The organism is Ihuprevotella massiliensis, from assembly GCA_900095835.1.
GTDB lineage: Bacteria > Bacteroidota > Bacteroidia > Bacteroidales > Bacteroidaceae > Alloprevotella > Alloprevotella massiliensis.
The window spans coordinates 919,238-936,313 of sequence record LT608321.1; the positions used below are offsets into that span (position 1 = coordinate 919,238).

Here is a 17,076-nt window from a genome sequence, read left to right on the forward strand (position 1 = left end):
TTCTTTGTGCTCTTTTGAGTTGCTTATTGCATTTAGTGGCAAAACAAAATCTCCGAACAAAGACGATGCAATGTTCGGAGAGAATGTAGAGAGAGTAGCTCAGCTAAACCCCGTTTTATGGGAAGAGTTATCTTATCCGCAATGGAAGAATTGCTCAACAAGGCGCGCCATTTCTCTGGGCTGACCTTCGAGGTCAGCACGCAAAGTGAGGTCGTCGAAGTCACGGAGTTCTTTGGCAATACCATCAATCATGGCAGGCGAGAACACGCCTTTCGCTTCGTAGACTTCGCGTTGTGCCAACAGACGCTCGGCAGAAGCTACGCAGCTATCGGGCAAGGTGGCAAGGTTTTGCAGGCGATCGGCATGCTCAGCTGCGTGGATGTTGACATCAACATACGTGCGATCAGCCACTTCAAGGGCATCGGGCATCTCAAATCCATGACGAGCAGCCACGCAAATACCAGCAAGCAACTGATAAACGTCGGCAGAACCATCGCCATTTCGGATTTCCACGGTCTGTTTGAGCGAAGTGTCCAGACGCTGTTGTGGTTCGAGAGGATTGGCAAGATGGCACATATCTGTTTTGGCAGTCCATCCGAGCGGTACACGAATGAGTACAGAACGGTTGCGATCGCCCCAGCACACGTTGGTAGGTGCTTCTTGATGGGGCACCAAACGGAAGTAGGACGTTGGGTTCTTGTTGCCGAAAGCCGTAAGACTTGGAGCGAGATCAATAAGCCCTGCGATCATGCGACGTGCTTCATTGCTCAACTTGCCATCACTGTCCAACATCTTGTTGTGACCTTCCTGCATGATGCGCATGTGAATGTGCAATCCTGAGCCCGCCTTGCCCGTGGTAATTTTTGGCGCAAAGGTGACATCTAGACCTTCTTGGTAAGCCAAATTGCGAATGATCCACTTGGCAACAACAAGTTGGTCGGCAGCTTGGCACACAGGTACAGGGAGGAATTCAATTTCTCCTTGTTCGTACACCAAATCGTCCTGCACGAAGTTGCCCACCTCAGAGTGTCCATACTTAATTTGTCCACCAGCACGTGCAATATAGTCCATGCATTTCACGCGGAAATAATTGGTTTTGGCGAAAGGTGCCGATTCATGATACGCACGTTGGTCAACAGCAGGATAGCGCTCTTCGTTGGGTTTGATGACATAGTACTCGAGTTCTCCCATAGCCTCAAACTCCAAGCCAGTAGTCTCCGTGAAAGCGCGTGCGGCTTTGACCAAAGTTTGCTCGGGAGACGAAGAAAGGGGTTGACCATCTTTGTCGAAATAGGAGCAAAGCATGCAAAGTGTGGGGATTTCTGCAAAGGGATCTACAAAAGCTGTGGAGAAACGAGGCACCACATAGAGGTCGCTGCTGCCAGCTTCGATGAAACGGAAAAGACTAGAGCCATCTACGCGCTCACCACAGGTGAGCACCGTATCAAGATAGGCGTAGTCGGTGATGACAAAGTTGAGTGTCTTCAAACGACCATCTCCTCCGGGATAGAGAAAGTTGACCATTCGGATGCCATTCTCCGCGACAAAGCGAAGAATGTCTGCCTTTGTGAATGCATAAGTCGGCTTCTGAAGATAAGCCACCAAAGCATTGGCATGATAGAAAGGTGTTGTTTGTGACATGGTAATGGTATTTGAGTAAGGGTTCTGCTATATGCTATGAATTATAGCACGGGTTTGTGACTACGAATATAGGGATAATTCCGAAAACAAACAATGTTTCTTGATTTTTTCTCAAAAAAAAGCGAGATACACAGGAAGTGTACCTCGCAAAGAAACAAGATAATGGATAGGATTTAGGACTGAACCGCAGGTTTGACGAGATGTTCGAGCACCTTCACAGCGGCTTCTACACTGGGCACCTGCTTGATGCGAAGGAAGCGCTTGCCTTTCTTTTCGCCAAGTTCGCAACGACGCATCTGCGCAGGATGGAGCGCAAAATCGATCATACGCTGGAACACTTGGCTTTTGTAGAAAGCACTCTCGGCGTTGGGCACAAAATAGAGAGTCATATTACCGGCTTTAAGCACCAAACGTTCGGCACCGCAACGACGCCCTAAGCGACGCAAGGGCACCACGCGAAGGAGTTCCTCGGCTTCTGCCGGAAGCACACCGAAGCGATCGAGCAGACGCTGGCGGAAAGCTGCTATTTCATCATCACTCGACAGCCCATCCAACTCACGATAGAGCAGCATGCGCTCGCTAGCACCAGGCACATAAGTTTCAGGGAAATAGGCACGAAGGTCGCAATCCACGTTGCATTCTGCCACAAAACTATCACCAAGCTCAGCAGAATTCTGTTGCGCCAGTTCCTCTGCAAAGAGTTCGCCGAACTCCTCGTTCTTTAGTTCAGCCACAGCTTCGGCAAGAATCTTCTGATAAGTCTCATACCCCAAGTCAGCCACAAAGCCACTTTGTTCGGCACCTAGGAGATTTCCAGCTCCGCGAATGTCAAGATCCTGCATCGCAATATGGATACCGCTGCCCAAGTCGGAGAAGTTCTCAATGGCTTGCAAACGGCGGCGGCTATCATCGGGCAACAAACTCAAAGGCGGTGCCATGAGATAGCAAAACGCCTTGCGACTACCGCGCCCAACTCTACCACGCATCTGGTGGAGATCGGAGAGACCGAAGTGGTGAGCATTGTCGATGAGGATGGTGTTGGCGTTAGGTACGTCTATACCGTTCTCAATGATGGTTGTTGAAAGTAGGACATCGTATTCATGATTCACAAAGTCCACAATCACCTGTTCCAACTTCGAGGGCTCCATCTGCCCATGTCCCACCACCACTCTAGCGTCGGGCACGTGCTTACGAATGAGCGACTCTATGTTGCTCAACGAGGAGATGCGATGTGTCACGATATATACCTGTCCATTTCGACTCAGTTCAAAGTTGATGGCATCGGCAATGATCTCATGTCCGAAGGTGTGAATCTCCGTCTGAATGGGATGTCGGCTGGGTGGTGGTGTGTTGATCACGCTCAAATCGCGTGCGCCCATGAGCGAAAATTGGAGCGTTCGGGGAATCGGTGTGGCAGACATGGTGAGGGTGTCGACATTCACCTTGAGCTGGCGGAGCTTCTCCTTGACACTCACACCAAACTTCTGTTCTTCGTCGATGATGAGCAGTCCGAGGTCTTTGAATTTCACCGATTTTCCGATGAGTTTGTGCGTACCCACCACGATATCAATCTTTCCTTCTGCCAAGTCCTTAAGCAAAGCCTTCGTTTGGGCTGGGGTGCGAGCGCGAGAGAGGTAGTCCACTCTCACGGGAAAATCCTTCAAACGCTTGACAAAGGTCTTGTAATGCTGGAGCGCCAACACGGTGGTAGGCACCATCACTGCCACTTGCTTGCTGTCGGCAGCGGCTTTGAAGGCAGCACGCACGGCAATTTCCGTCTTTCCAAAGCCCACATCACCACATACCAAACGGTCCATGGGACGCGGACGCTCCATGTCAGCTTTCACCTGCTGAGTCACCTTGAGTTGGTCGGGCGTATCTTCGTAGGGGAACGAACCTTCTAGTTCGTGCTGCATAAAACCATCGGGAGAGAAGGCAAAACCTTGCTCTTGTCGGCGACGACTGTAGAGCAAAATCAAGTCGCGCGCTATGTCTTTGAGCTTCTCCTTCGTGCGTCCCTTGAGCTTTTCCCAAGCTCCCGTGCCCAAACTAGAGAGACGAGGAGGCTCACCCTCCTTGCCTTTGTATTTCGACACCTTGTGGAGGGCATGAATCGACACGAAGATGGCATCTCCCTTTTGATAGGTGATTTTGATGACCTCCTGCATTGCGCCATCGGCTCCAGGAATGCGCACCAAACCAGCGAATTGTCCGACACCATGATCCACGTGCACCACATAGTCTCCAGGTTCAAACAGCATGATTTCCTTAAGCGTCAAAGCTATCTTCGCATTGCGCGCATGATCTGAACGGAGCGCATATTTGTGGAAACGGTCGAAAATCTGGTGATCTGTGAAGAGTGCAATCTTTCCTGTTTCGTCTTCAAAACCGGCATGGAGCGTCAAGTGCACAGGTGTGAAGAGTTTTGGGAAATGCTCCGCAGCTTCGTCTGCAACTGCTGCCCGATCATCGCCACCCTCTGTAGCTGCCATCGCAGCCGATGCAGACTTACGCGTGCGCTGTTGGAGTTCGGTGAGGATGTCTTGCAAACGCTCATTCTGTTTGTCGCTATCTGCCAACACATACGTATGTATTCCCTCGGCTGCATGACGCTCAAATTGCTCCAATACGAGGTCGAATTTCTTGTGAAATAAGGGCTGGGCACGGGTGTGAAAGCCTACCTTCACCCATTTCTTAGCGAGCGTAGTATCCGTAGCTTTGTGGGTGCTGGTAGCAATAATCCATTGCGGTAAATTATCGAAGGCGCGCAATAGGGCATCTCCCTTCACCAGTTGATGAGCTGCGGAGAAGCGTTCGTGCACTTCAGCTAGCTCCATCTCGGAAGTCGCGGCTTGTTCTGCCACCGCTTGTTGAGCGAAACCTTCTTCAAAGATGCGATTAACGACCTCTCCCACAAAGGGCAAGTCTTTAGCCACAATGGTGGTGTGTGGTGGCAAATAGTCGGTGATGGGCACAAGACTTCCGACAGCGGTCTCCGACTCCACATCGGGCACAATGCTAATGGTGCTACACACCTCTTGCGAAAGCTGCGTTTGCACCTCAAAGGTGCGGATGCTTTCGATGTCGTCCCCAAAGAAGTCTACACGGAAAGGATATTCAGAAGCAAAACTGAAGATGTCGAGAATAGAACCACGGAGGGCATATTCTCCAGGTTCGTAGACATAATCACGGCGTTTGAATCCTAACTCTTCCAATGCCTTGACAAAGACTGTGACATCTTGTTCTTGCCCCACGCAGAGGGTGAGCGTTTGTTCGTCCATGGCCTTGGGCGAAGCCACCTTTTCCGCTAGAGCCGCAGGGAAGGTGACCACAAATAAAGCAGCGTTATTGTCGCCTTTTTCCGATTTGGCAGCCAAGCGCGTGAGCTTAGATAACACATCTGTGCGGAGAATCTCGTTGGCAGCATCGCGGTGTCCGTATTTCACGGCACGACGATAGGACGAGGGAAGGAAGAGCACGGCGCCATCACCCAAGAGTTGTCGCAAATCATTATAGAAATATCCGGCTTCTTCCTCATCGTTCATCACCACCATATAGAGTCCTTGCGCCGTCTGCGCAGTGGCAGCAAGCATGACAGGGGCAGCAGAGCCCTGCAGTCCGTCGAGAAAGACAAGGAGACTCTGTTCCGTCCAACAGCGCTCAAGGGCTTTCACCCCAGGATGGTGCTGAAAAAGCTGAATCAATTCAGAGAGTTGCATAAAGAAATAGGCATATAGCGCAACGGAGTCGAGAGGTTATCACTCTCAACTCCGTTAAACCCAAATTGGTCATTAGACCGTAAAAGCGTTACTGGTAATGGAAAAGATTACTTCCTGTCATATTTTATTTTCTTGTTGGCATCTCGTTTCTCGTTCGTTCTCGACGTAGCCCGCTACGCCTTCAAACTAACGACAAGCCATCAGCTCAACAAACCAACAAAATCTGTTCAGGATCTAATGACCGATTTGGGTTAAATCAAATAGTAAGTCTGTGTCTATACACAGTGTCTTCGTTTAGAACTTGTAGCGGTTGTCCTCCACCTTAGCATTTTGACGGAGCACTTGCATTGTAGATTGACCCAATTGTTGCATCATAGCTTGTTGTTGCTGTTGCATCACGGTCTTAGCGTCAAACTTCTCGGTAGAGATATTCTTGCGATCAGTAACGCGAGCGATGTAAGCACCAGCAGCACCCACTACGAGGGGAGTGGTAGCACCCTTCTTAGCAGCTGTGATAGCGCCAGTGAGAGCGGGGTCAGGTACACTTACTGCAGCCACGTTGGCAAGTCCAGCGAAGGTGACATTTTCGAGGTTTTCCACGATAGCACCCTTGGCTTTTGCTTCAGCGATGGTCTTCACACCAGCATACTTTTGGGCTGCTACTGCAGCCTTCTTCTCGCTCTTCACGATAGCAGTGAGATAGTCTTTCACTTGCTTGTCGTCCCAAGCGTAGTAACCTTCGTCGTTCACCTTAGAAAGACCAACCACGAGGAGGTGATTGTTGGCTTCACCAACTTGATAAAGACCTGAGATTTCCCCGGGCTTAGCTTCGTCAAACACCCACTTCACGGCAACCTTAGAACCACGAACGCCAGGATTGTACATGCCATCGGCACCGATGTTGCGGTCAGAAGTTTGGAAGTTGGCTTGTTCTACCACGCGATAACCTTCCTTAGCTGCATTCTTTTCGAGATCAGCGAGAGTGCGGTTAGCAGCGAGGAAACGATTCATCTTGCTCACAGCCGCATCGTAGGTAGCTCTAGAGAAGTCTACAGGAACCTTCACCACTGCAGCGTTGTACTTTGTCTTCATGGCCTTGCGGTCGAGCACTTGTACAAGCACCTTCATACCTTGCATGTCCATGATGGTAAACTGCTTGAGGGGAGAGCTGAGCAAAGTTTGCACAAACTTGAGGTTGTCGCCAGATAATTGAGGGCTTTCAAATTGTTGAGGAGTTACCCACATAGAATCGCTAGGCACACCAACCTTCTTGGCAACTTCTGCCACGCTAGCACCTCCGTTGAGCGCCTTGAGCATAGAGTCTGCACGAGTGGCAGATGCAGCAGCGTCAGCAGCTTGTGCAGGAATCACACGATACAAGATAGAGTCGGGAGATTGCGTCTTCGCCACAAGTTTCACGATGTTCATCGTGTTGTCTTGTGCATTGTATTGAGGGGCATTCAACTGTCCAGGAGCCATCTTGTCCAACTCTGCCTTTACGTCAGTAGGGAAGAGGTTTTCAGAGAGGGGGATGTTCACATAGTGCATCACACTCTTTGAAGCATTGACGAGTGCAGCGAGGTCGCCCCCAGCTTGCATCTTTTCATAAAGAGCTTGCATGTCGCCTTCGAGCGCCTTACGGTCAGCTTCGCTAGCCATCACTTCAACGTCGATGTACTTGATGTCGCGAGTTTCGCCTTCAAGACGGAAGATTTCTTTGCGAGCCTTATAGGCAGCCTTCAAATCATCGTCAGTCACCTTAACATCCTTGTCGGAAATGGCACGATAAGGGAACGCAGCCACTTCAGCGCTAGAAGCCACAGCAGTTGCTTCATATTGCATTTTTGCAGCTACGGGGTTCGAAGTGAAAGACGTCATGAAGAGCGTTTGGTACTTGTTCAACAACAATTCTTGACGCAACTGCTTTTCAGTGTACGCCCAGAGCTTATTGATCATAGCCACTTGCTCAGCCACTTCGGGAGAAGTTTGTTGGCTTTGCATAGACTTAGCTTGTTTCAAGAACTCTTGCAAAGCAGTGTAGTCAAAACGTCCGCTTTGTCCCATGAACATAGGAACATTTTGGAAAGCCTGAGCTGTACCTTCTTTGATAGCTTGCTCCACTTCCTTCTCTGTCACTTCAAGACCGAGTTTGTCAGTTTCGTGCTTCACGAGTTGGAATTGGACATATTGCTGCCAAACCATGTCGCGCACTTGGTCTTGTTGCTCATCAGTGAGGTTACCACCGAATCGAAGTTTTGCTGCCTCGCTAGCTTCATTGACCATTTCATAGAAGTCCTGCTGCGAAAGGCTCTTGCCATACACAGAACCAGCGTTGTTGCTGGAGTTTCTCAGCACAGACAAGGTGTTTTGGTCGAGCACCATGGTGAGGATGAAAAGAAACATGCCCACACCCATGAGACCAATGATCCATGAACTGCTTCTGATTTTTTGTAATGCTGCCATTATCTATTGTGTTTATTGTTTTTATTCTCAGTACGTTAGTGTTGCCTTTAAGGAAAAGGGCACAGATTTGGCGACAAAGTTACACAAAAAACCTCAAATAGCGACAGATCGAGTGCAAAAATAATGTTGCTAGTTAGAGTTTTGTGCACTTTCTAGGGGCTCTATTGTGCTGGAAGTGTGCCAAAATCGTTGCGAACGATGACACTAGCGCAATTCCATCAACTCGGAAGGTACTGTGCGACGGAGCACTTCGACAGTGGGTTTGGGATCAAAGGGAAGAGCTTCAACGGCATTGCGCACCGTGGCAGCCGCCGTGTCGGGATGATTGTTTTCCGCACTGAGATGGCACAACCAAATGCGCTTCGTCACAGGGGTGAGGTGCGTGCGCAAAGCTGCAGCAGTGAGCACATTCGCCAAGTGTCCACGTCCACTCGAGATGCGATCTTGGAGATATTTGGGATAGGGACCATTTGCCAACATATCGGTGTCGTAGTTGGCTTCGATGACCAGGTATTTTGCACGCTGCACATAGGGAATCATGTCGTCGGTGAACTGACCTGCATCGGTGATGAGACAGAAGGTGGGCGAGGCAACTGGAGTGTCTTGGGGATTTTCTCCCACGTTTGTAGAAAAAACTCCCACGTTTTCTGAATTTTCTCCAACGTTTTTGGAAAAATCTCCCACGTTTTCTGAAGAAACTCCGACATTTTTTTGAGGTTCTCCGATTCTTATGTGCGAAGCGTCCACCGTGTCAAACAGACTGCCGAACATCTTTTCCTCAGCAGGCTCAGCCTGAATGAGTTCGATGAAATAGCCATTGTTATCGTTGGAGTCGTGAGGCACGGCAAATGGCGTGATGCGGAAATTGCCCACCTCAAAGGGAGTATTGAGTTTGGTGAGTTGCTTTAGTTCTGCCGGAATCTTTTTGGTCATGAAGCGGTTGCGATCGATGCCCTCGTGCACACGCTGTGAAGCATAGACGGGAGTGCGATAGGTAATCGCCATCGGTCCTACAGCCTTGATATGGTCGGTGTGATCGTGGGTGACGATGATAGCAGCAATCTTGGGAATGGTGAGCCCATAGTTGCTCATATAGCGTTTGAAAGCACGGATGCCGATGCCCAAGTCAATGAGAATGGCAGTGCCTCGTGATTCCAAATAATAACAGTTGCCGGAGCTTCCGCTACCGAAGCAGATAAATTTCATAGTGTATTATTGAACAAGATGATTGCAATGACAAGACGTTGGGACAGCCCCCTCATGCTGCTATTTTCGACTACTCGGATGAATCCGCTCATCTATCGGAATGCGTCTGTAGAAAAGTCACCACTCACTCCTCCCATGTGCAGCGAGCACTGGAGAGCGAGGAAGTGGCGAAGAGGGAGGATGTCGCTTTAGAAGGGCAAGCCCACAGCAAAGTGGAGGGCTAAGTCGCGCGACAACTTGGGAGAGAAGATGGGATAATGTCCACTACCGCTTGTCACGGCTGGGTTGATGGCTTTCACACCTCCATCCAAACGGAGGATGAAATAGTTGAGATTTAATCTCAAGCCCAAGCCATACGCCACAGCGATTTGACGATAGAAGGTATTAAAATGAAATTGTCCATTGGTCAAATCGGCATGCGTGTTTGTGCTCCACACATTGCCAGCATCGACAAAGGCTGCTCCTTCAAACTTCCAGAAGAGGGCGGCACGATATTCCACAGAGAGATCCAACTTCAAGTTACCCGTTTGGTTGATGAAGTCGATGTTGCCATCGCGTCCCACATAGCCACCAGGTCCCAAGGTGCGGACATTCCAGCCGCGCACGGAGTTGGCACCACCAGAAAAATAGCGCTTTTCGTAGGGGATGACGGAGGAATTGCCATAGGGGATGGCGACGCCCAAAGCGGCATGGGCAGCGAGCGAACTGGCTTCTGTGAGGCGGAACGACTTGGAATAGTCGAAGTCGAACTTCACATATTGCGAGAAAGGGATGTTCAAGATGGCATAGTCGTTGTTGGCATTGCGACGCATATTGAGCAGCTTTGCCACGCCATAGAGCACATTACCTGCCGTTTCTACATTTGCCTTGATTTGATAACCATTGGTTTGATTGAGCGAACCTCCATTTCGTCCGCGCAACGAATTGTAGACGATGCCGTAGGCGGAGCGCATGATGAACAAATTCTCATAAGAATTGCGCAAGACGGCATAACGAGGATTGTCGCCTTCTAGATATTCACGGCGGAAGGTGGAAGAAATCCAGGGCATGAAGACATAGTTGAGCGAAACAATGTCGTAGCGGTGCTGGAGGTTGGGCTTGCGATGGGCATTCCACATGGTGGACCAGGTGCCGGTGAGCAAGCGACGATAGAATTCCGGACGGTTTTGAGAGTTGTAGAGTAAGGAGAACTCCGTAACGCCTCGATAGGAACGAAACATCCGCTCTCCAAACGAGAGGGGCAAAGAAGGTAATCTCAGTGCAGCCTCAGCACCATATTCGATGTAGTCTTGGTTGGCATAGCCCTGCAATCGGCTGATGGTTTCGTAGGCACCACGCAGTTTGAGGGATAAATTTTCTCCCCCATTAAATAGATTGCGATGGGTGTAGGTGAAAGACGCTGCTCCTCCCAAATCGCCTGCCGTGTTGGTGCCTTCGATGTCAAAACTGATGCCATGCGATTTTGCCAACTGCACCGACACATTGACATCAACGGTGCTATCGCCCACCTCGGGTGACGTGTAGTGGATGGTGGAGAAACTGATTGCCCCTAAACTGTTCAAGTTTTGGTAAGAATATTGTGTCGCTACATCTCGATAAAGACTGTCGGGCTCGATGAAGAGATGGCGCATATAGACACGGCGGTTGATTTGTTGTCCGCCGTGCGACACGAAGCAGATATTTCGATAATAAGTGGTATCGGCAGGAGCCTCATCCAACACATTTTCTTGCACCGTCACTTTGCCAATGCGGTAACGCTGATAGCCCACTCTGACATCTGCCTTGGGAGGGAGCATGACGTGCATGGTCAAATCGACTGCATGACTTTGTGCGGTGGTGTCGGCGGTGAAGAAGATGAACTCATTGTTGACGTTCATGAAACCAGCATTCTGCAAGCGATGCACGATTCTGGCTCTTTCTTCGTTGAGCACTCCCAAATCGAGGGGCATACCCTTGTAGAGCAATGAGGCAGCAGAGTCGCGCTCCACCTCCTGACGCACTGCTTCGTTGTCAAACTCGCGATAAACATTGACCACATAGGCACGTTGGCGAGGGTGCATGGTGTAGCGCAGGTGCATTCGTTGTTTTTTCAGCGTGGAATCCACGGTCACGGTCGCCTGCAAATAACCCTTAGCACGAAGAGCAGAGGTGAGGGAACTTTGGGAATACTCCATCAAGGCAGGATCATAGACCACGGGAGCTTCTCCGATGCGGTGCATGAAGCGATTGAACAACCACTTCTCGTTGGTGCCCGACATACAATAGATACCCAACGGCACTTTGGCAGTGCTGAGCCAACGAGAATTGGGCTCTTGTCGCACATAGGTGCGATAGTCGGAGGGCACCACCTCGGGCTGATCGCTGCGCAATTGCACGCTAGAAAGTAAATATCGGTCGTTGGGCACAAAACGTGTGGCAGAACAAGACGACAATATCACCGCGATGCAAAGCAAAAGAAAGCACTGATACGCCCTGATTTGCGCACAGCACCTATATATATATGAGGATATATCAAAGAACTTCACGAAGATAGTCTATTTTTAATTTGCAAAGATAGTTCTTTTCAGAAAAAGCGCGTACTTTTGCAACATCTTTTTCATCTAAATTCCCACGCAACAACATGATTGGCAAAAATCGCATCAAACAGATTCGACAATTAGCGCAAAAAAAACACCGTGACGCTGAGGGGCTTTTCCTTGCCGAAGGGGCAAAAGTGCTGCGCGAACTGCTGCCTTTGCTCTCCTGCCGGCTGTTGTGTGCCACAGAAGACTTTCTCAACACTTGTGAGGAGCAACTTCTGAGGCGCGTGGAGGAAATAGTGGTGATTAACCAGCGTGAACTGGAACAGATGTCGCAGCTCAAGACGCCACGACATGGGCTTGCGCTTTTCCACCTGCCCCCAGCAGTGGAAACAAAGACGCTGACTGCTGCCACCGAACAACAAATGGTGCTGGCACTCGATGGCGTGCAAGACCCTGGCAACTTGGGCACCATTGTCCGCATTGCCGACTGGTGGGGCATCGACCACGTGGTGTGCTCGCACGACACTGCCGATGTGTTTGCCCCTAAAGTGGTGCAAGCCACGATGGGCGCGATAGCCCGCGTCAAAGTGTCGTATGTCGATTTGCCCCAATGGCTCGAAAGCCTGCCCAACGAGGTGGCTGTGTGCGGCACTTTCTTAGATGGCGACAACATCTATGCGGCTCCCCTGCCCCACTCTGGTGTTTTGGTCATGGGCAACGAGGGCAAGGGCATCAGTGCTGACGTAGAAGCTACGGTGAATCGCCGTTTACTCATCCCTAGTTTCCCTGCTCATCGCCCCACTAGCGAGAGTTTGAATGTTGCCATCGCCACTGCCGTTGCCGTGGCTGAGTTTCGCAGACAACAAGGCTAGTCTGCACAGTTTTTAGCTGAACTTGCCTAGCTCACTCTACAAGCGTGCTTGCTCTCCTGCCCTTCTCATTTCTCTCTTCCTCTGTAGACTTCTATGTTGCAAATCATCATTTCTGTCCTCTTTTCTCTACTCTTCATCGGTTGTGCGCTGATCTATGGACTGTGTCGCACGTGGAGTTTTCGCAAACTCGCACGTTTGGCGCGCCAACAAAGGGACGAGGCACTTCCCTTCGTGACTCCCTCTGCGGGCATAGCTGACGCACAGCCGTCCTCTCGCGCCACGCGTCCTGAGATGTCGATAGTCCTTGCCACCGAAAACGATGATTGGTGGGTAGAACGCCATCTTCCACTGTGGTTGCAGCAAGAAACGACTTTTCCCTTTGAAGTGGTGGTGGCAGATGCTTCGGACGGTGAAGACGAAACGCGCAACATCGTGCAGCGACTGCAAAACGACTACCCGAATTTGCGTTTCACCTTTGTGCCACTTACCCATCGCAACCTCTATCCGCGCAAACTAGCACTGACACTCGGGGTGCGCTCGGCACGTGCCCCTTGGGTGGTAGTAGTGACAACCCACAGCCTTCCGGCTTCTCCGCAATGGCTCGAACGCATGAAACAACAATGCACTGAAGACCGTGACGTGGTGGTGGGATATGTAGCTCCCACCAGTGATTGGGAACAACCCAGTGCACAACTGAAAGCGATGGAATGGCAGGCGTCTAATTTTCGTCTATGGCTGAAGAATCGTCCTGTCAGCAGCGAAGCTTGCAACGTGGCACTGCGCAAAACGTGGGCGGTGAAACAAGGACTCTTCACCGACAGTCTGGACCTCCCTTATGGGGAATGCGCGCTTTTGACGAGCCGTGCAGCTACAGACCGCGTGGCATTGACACTGCACCCTGACAGTTTTGTGCAGCAACCTCTCCCCGACGAACCGATGGCAAAGGACAGCTTGCAGCGAGAACAGCTCACCCTGCGCCGTCGATTGGCACAACGCGGCATCCATCCTCTCCGAAGCAAAAAGATAGCCACCACTTTTTTCTATCTAAGCATCGCCCTGTTTGTGGTTGCTACTACGTTGCGCATGCTCCAAAGCTGGGAAGACGCGAATATCTGGTTCAACCAAACGATTGCTCCCTTGCCCTTCGTGCCCTACGAATATTGGCAAATACTTTGGGATGCTTTGCCCTTGCTCTTCTTCTTGCTGGTGATTATTCAACCCTATCGCAGCCGACTTCGCATCCGCCGCTTGTTTACGGAAGACTTCGAATAACTTCCTCCCTCAAGCATGGCTTTGACTTTTAATGACCGCCTTTTTCTTTCCCATCCGACCACAGCGTCTAAGGCTGTAGCCCACTTGATAGGGCACAGAGTTTACCAGCTATCTACCGAAGGTCATACCCTAACAAACAAAAGAGTGCGCTCCAAACATTGATTTGGGGCGCACTCTCTTTCGTTGCTGTCGAGTCACTTATTCGTTAATTCCCCATCGGTCATTAGTTCCTGAACTGATTTGGGTTAAACCTCTCGCAACGAGTGAGGTCTGGACATAAAAAAACCAGCAGGAACGAAAGTTCCAACTGGTTTCAATTCTCTCAGTTGCCCAATCTGGGCATGTAATCCTTAGATTACTTGTTTGTAGCTTCGGCTAATTACTTAGCTACGCTGTCAGTTGCAGCAGGAGCAGCAGCAGAGTCAGTAGCAGTGCTATCTTTAACTACAGAGTCAGCAGAATCAGCAGATAGGCTGTCAGATTGTACAGGAGCTTCAGCCTTGTTACCGCAAGAAGCGAAAGAGATAGCTGCGAGAGCTACGAACATGAAAACTAACTTTTTCATTGTCTTTGTGAGTTTAGAGTGAAACAATCAATTGCTATTAAAACAATGCAAAGGTACATACTATTTTGGAGCTAGCAAGTGTTCGCCTACTTTTTTTGAAGAAAAAACCACTTTACCCCCCATTTTTCTACCAAACGACAGTGTTTTTATAAGTAGACATTACACTTTTAACACGTATCTTTCTATCTTCCTTGCATTTTTCCTGCGTCTTTGCTTAGATCTACCTTGAAACCATTCACGATTTATCTCCTGTTGGCTAGAGAAATACGAGAGAAAACCATGAAATATCAGTTGATTCGAGTGCTCTACCCCTATAGATGCTCAAAGTACGCCTTATTATATATAGGGAAATTCCTTTTGAAGGAGAAACAACTGCATAGTATTGAGATGGACAGGCGTTACAAACAAGCGCGCGCCCCTTTATTAGTCTGGACTCCATAGATGATAAGAATGCGTTCCTTATCCAATAATAATGTGCGACACATTATCAGTATGCACAACTTATTATACAGGGTCACCTTATATATAATAGGTATACTTGCTAGCAACAGTTCAAGCTACTCTGTACTTTTATGCCATTTCCTTTCTTCGCAAATCCCGCTTCTCCTCCGCACCATCGCGCCAGAAATGCAGACATCGCTAATAAGATAATGAAGAATGACAGACAAAACGACCTTTGGCACGGATGTTGCAATCTAAGTAGCCAAATAAAAAAGTCATTAACTCATCATTAAAACGCTGAAAACATGGCCACACAAAAAGGACACATCGGCATCACGACCGAAAACATATTCCCCGTTATCAAGAAATTCTTGTATAGCGACCACGAAATTTTTCTCCGCGAAATCGTAGCCAACGCAGTTGACGCTACACAAAAACTTCGCACCCTAGCCAGTAAGGGCGAATTCAAAGGCGACACCACCGACGTGAAAGTATCGGTGAACATTGACAAAGAAGCTGGCACACTCACCATCAGCGACCAAGGTATTGGTATGACGGCAGAAGAGATAGACCGCTACATCAACCAAATCGCTTTCTCTGGTGCCACGGACTTCCTCGAAAAATACAAAGACGATGCAGCCACTATCATTGGTCACTTCGGTCTTGGCTTCTATTCTTCGTTCATGGTGTCTAGTCGCGTAGACATCGTGACCAAGAGCTACCGCGAAGATGCAGAAGCTGTGAAATGGAGCTGCGACGGCACTCCCGAGTTTACGCTCGAACCAGCGGAAAAGGCAGAACGCGGCACAGACATTGTGCTGCACATCGACGAGGAAAACAAGGAGTTCCTCGAAGAGGGTCGCATCCAAACTTTGCTCAACAAATACTGCCGTTTCCTCCCCATCCCCGTTGCCTTTGGCAAAAAGAAGGAGTGGAAGGACGGCCAACAGGTGGACACCGCAGAGGACAACGTGATCAACGACACTCACCCTCTCTGGACAAAGACGCCTTCTACCCTGACTGATGAGGATTATCGCAATTTCTATCGCGATCTCTATCCCATGCAAGATGAACCCCTCTTCTGGATTCACCTGAATGTGGACTATCCCTTCAATCTCACGGGTGTTTTGTATTTCCCCAAGATTAAAAACAACATCGAAATCCATCGCAATAAGATTCAACTCTATTGCAACCAAGTGTTTGTCACAGACTCTGTGGAAAACATTGTGCCCGACTTCTTGACACTCTTGCACGGGGTCATCGACAGTCCGGACATTCCGCTCAACGTGAGCCGTTCTTACCTCCAGAGCGACCGCAATGTGAAGAAGATTTCGCAATACATCACCAAGAAGGTGGCAGACCGTCTTTCTTCTCTCTTCAAGAGCGATCGCGCTCAGTTTGAAGAAAAGTGGGACGACCTCAAACTCTTCATCGACTACGGCATTCTCTCTGAACCCGACTTCTACGATAAGGCGAAGAACTTCGCACTTCTCAAGGATATTGACGGAAAAGCTTACACTTATGAGGAATATCGCGAAGCAATCAAAGAGAACCAAACCGACAAAGATGAGCAATTAGTGTGTCTTTACACGAACGACCGCGAAGCGCAATTCTCTTACATCGAAGCTGCGAAGGCGAAGGGCTACAATGTGCTCTTGCTCGATGGACAACTCGATGCACCTCTGGTGAGCCAGCTCGAACAGAAGTGGGAAAAGACTCGCTTTGTGCGCGTGGACGGCGACACTCCCGAACGCCTCATCCCCAAGAAGGACGAATCGGTGACCGAGGCGGACAAGGCTGCGAACGAAAATTTGACTTCGGTGTTCAACGCTGTGTTGCCACAAGTGGAGAAAGCACAATTCCATGTCGAAACTTCGGCTATGGGTGCTTCTTCTGCTCCAGTGCTCATCACTCAGAGCGAATATATGCGCCGCATGAAGGAAACGGCACGCTTGCAACCTGGCATGTCGTTCTATGGCGAAATGCCCGACATGTACAGTTTGGTGCTCAACACAGACCATCCGCTCGTGAAACAAGTGGGCGAGGGTGTGGTGTCGGCTACGGGCGAAAAACTTGCGCCTATCGATGCTGAACTCCGCGGTTTGCAAGCTCGTCGCACTGCGCTCGAAACTGCACAAAAGGATTTGAAACCTGAAGATGTGACTCCCGAAGAGAAGGCTGAACTCGAGCAAGTGAACAAGGACATCGCAGCACAATATACGCAGCGCAATGAGGCGCTCGCTGGCTATGCTCGCGAAAACCAAGTGGTGTCACAACTCATTGACCTTGCACTCTTGCAAAATGGTCTGCTCCGCGGTGAAGCGCTCAATGCGTTTGTGAAGCGTTCGGTGGATCTCATCCAATAAATAGTTCTT

9 protein-coding genes are annotated in these 17,076 nt (G+C 49.7%); 3 read left to right on the forward strand and 6 right to left on the reverse strand.

What is annotated here, in order from left to right:
- Positions 1 to 132: 132 nt before the first annotated feature.
- From BQ2633_RS03855 to tamL, 5 genes are all read right to left on the reverse strand, one after another.
- Positions 133 to 1,641, reverse strand: coding sequence for a glutamine synthetase family protein (locus BQ2633_RS03855; RefSeq protein WP_075565232.1), 1,509 nt, complete (start codon positions 1,639 to 1,641; stop codon positions 133 to 135).
- 173 nt (positions 1,642 to 1,814) lie between these two features.
- Complete coding sequence (gene mfd / locus BQ2633_RS03860; RefSeq protein ID WP_075565234.1) at positions 1,815 to 5,360, reverse strand: transcription-repair coupling factor; 3,546 nt, start codon at positions 5,358 to 5,360, stop codon at positions 1,815 to 1,817.
- 294 nt (positions 5,361 to 5,654) lie between these two features.
- Complete coding sequence (locus BQ2633_RS03870; protein WP_075565235.1) at positions 5,655 to 7,823, reverse strand: peptidylprolyl isomerase; 2,169 nt, start codon at positions 7,821 to 7,823, stop codon at positions 5,655 to 5,657.
- Positions 7,824 to 8,027: 204 nt separating this feature from the next.
- The gene (locus tag BQ2633_RS03875; RefSeq protein ID WP_083233935.1) at positions 8,028 to 9,029 is read right to left on the reverse strand and encodes an MBL fold metallo-hydrolase; all 1,002 of its coding nucleotides are present in this window, start codon (positions 9,027 to 9,029) and stop codon (positions 8,028 to 8,030) included.
- Between the two features lie 188 nt (positions 9,030 to 9,217).
- Entirely contained in the window at positions 9,218 to 11,467 is a 2,250-nt protein-coding gene (gene tamL / locus BQ2633_RS03880) for a translocation and assembly module lipoprotein TamL (protein WP_346048112.1), read from the reverse strand.
- A 182-nt stretch (positions 11,468 to 11,649) separates the two neighbouring features.
- On the opposite strand from tamL, the gene BQ2633_RS03885 reads away from it, so the two are divergent.
- Entirely contained in the window at positions 11,650 to 12,423 is a 774-nt protein-coding gene (locus BQ2633_RS03885; RefSeq protein ID WP_075565237.1) for an RNA methyltransferase, read from the forward strand.
- A gap of 93 nt (positions 12,424 to 12,516) precedes the next feature.
- The gene (locus tag BQ2633_RS03890; protein WP_075565238.1) at positions 12,517 to 13,695 is read left to right on the forward strand and encodes a glycosyltransferase; all 1,179 of its coding nucleotides are present in this window, start codon (positions 12,517 to 12,519) and stop codon (positions 13,693 to 13,695) included.
- 379 nt (positions 13,696 to 14,074) lie between these two features.
- Here the strand turns inward: BQ2633_RS03890 and BQ2633_RS03895 are convergent, their stop codons facing one another.
- Entirely contained in the window at positions 14,075 to 14,260 is a 186-nt protein-coding gene (locus BQ2633_RS03895) for a PG1828 family lipoprotein (RefSeq protein WP_075565239.1), read from the reverse strand.
- A 746-nt stretch (positions 14,261 to 15,006) separates the two neighbouring features.
- Here BQ2633_RS03895 and htpG point away from each other — a divergent pair.
- Positions 15,007 to 17,067 carry a molecular chaperone HtpG gene (gene htpG, locus BQ2633_RS03900; protein WP_075565241.1) on the forward strand — a complete coding sequence of 687 codons (2,061 nt, stop codon included), beginning with the start codon at positions 15,007 to 15,009 and terminating at the stop codon, positions 17,065 to 17,067.
- Positions 17,068 to 17,076 lie beyond the last annotated feature (9 nt).

Coding starts and splice junctions, on each gene's coding strand:
- BQ2633_RS03870 (WP_075565235.1), bottom strand. CDS start 7,823: ATGGCAGCATTACAAAAAATCAGAAGCAGTTCATGGATCATTGGTCTC.
- BQ2633_RS03855 (WP_075565232.1), bottom strand. CDS start 1,641: ATGTCACAAACAACACCTTTCTATCATGCCAATGCTTTGGTGGCTTAT.
- mfd (WP_075565234.1), bottom strand. CDS start 5,360: ATGCAACTCTCTGAATTGATTCAGCTTTTTCAGCACCATCCTGGGGTG.
- htpG (WP_075565241.1), top strand. CDS start 15,007: ATGGCCACACAAAAAGGACACATCGGCATCACGACCGAAAACATATTC.
- BQ2633_RS03875 (WP_083233935.1), bottom strand. CDS start 9,029: ATGAAATTTATCTGCTTCGGTAGCGGAAGCTCCGGCAACTGTTATTAT.
- BQ2633_RS03890 (WP_075565238.1), top strand. CDS start 12,517: ATGTTGCAAATCATCATTTCTGTCCTCTTTTCTCTACTCTTCATCGGT.
- BQ2633_RS03895 (WP_075565239.1), bottom strand. CDS start 14,260: ATGAAAAAGTTAGTTTTCATGTTCGTAGCTCTCGCAGCTATCTCTTTC.
- BQ2633_RS03885 (WP_075565237.1), top strand. CDS start 11,650: ATGATTGGCAAAAATCGCATCAAACAGATTCGACAATTAGCGCAAAAA.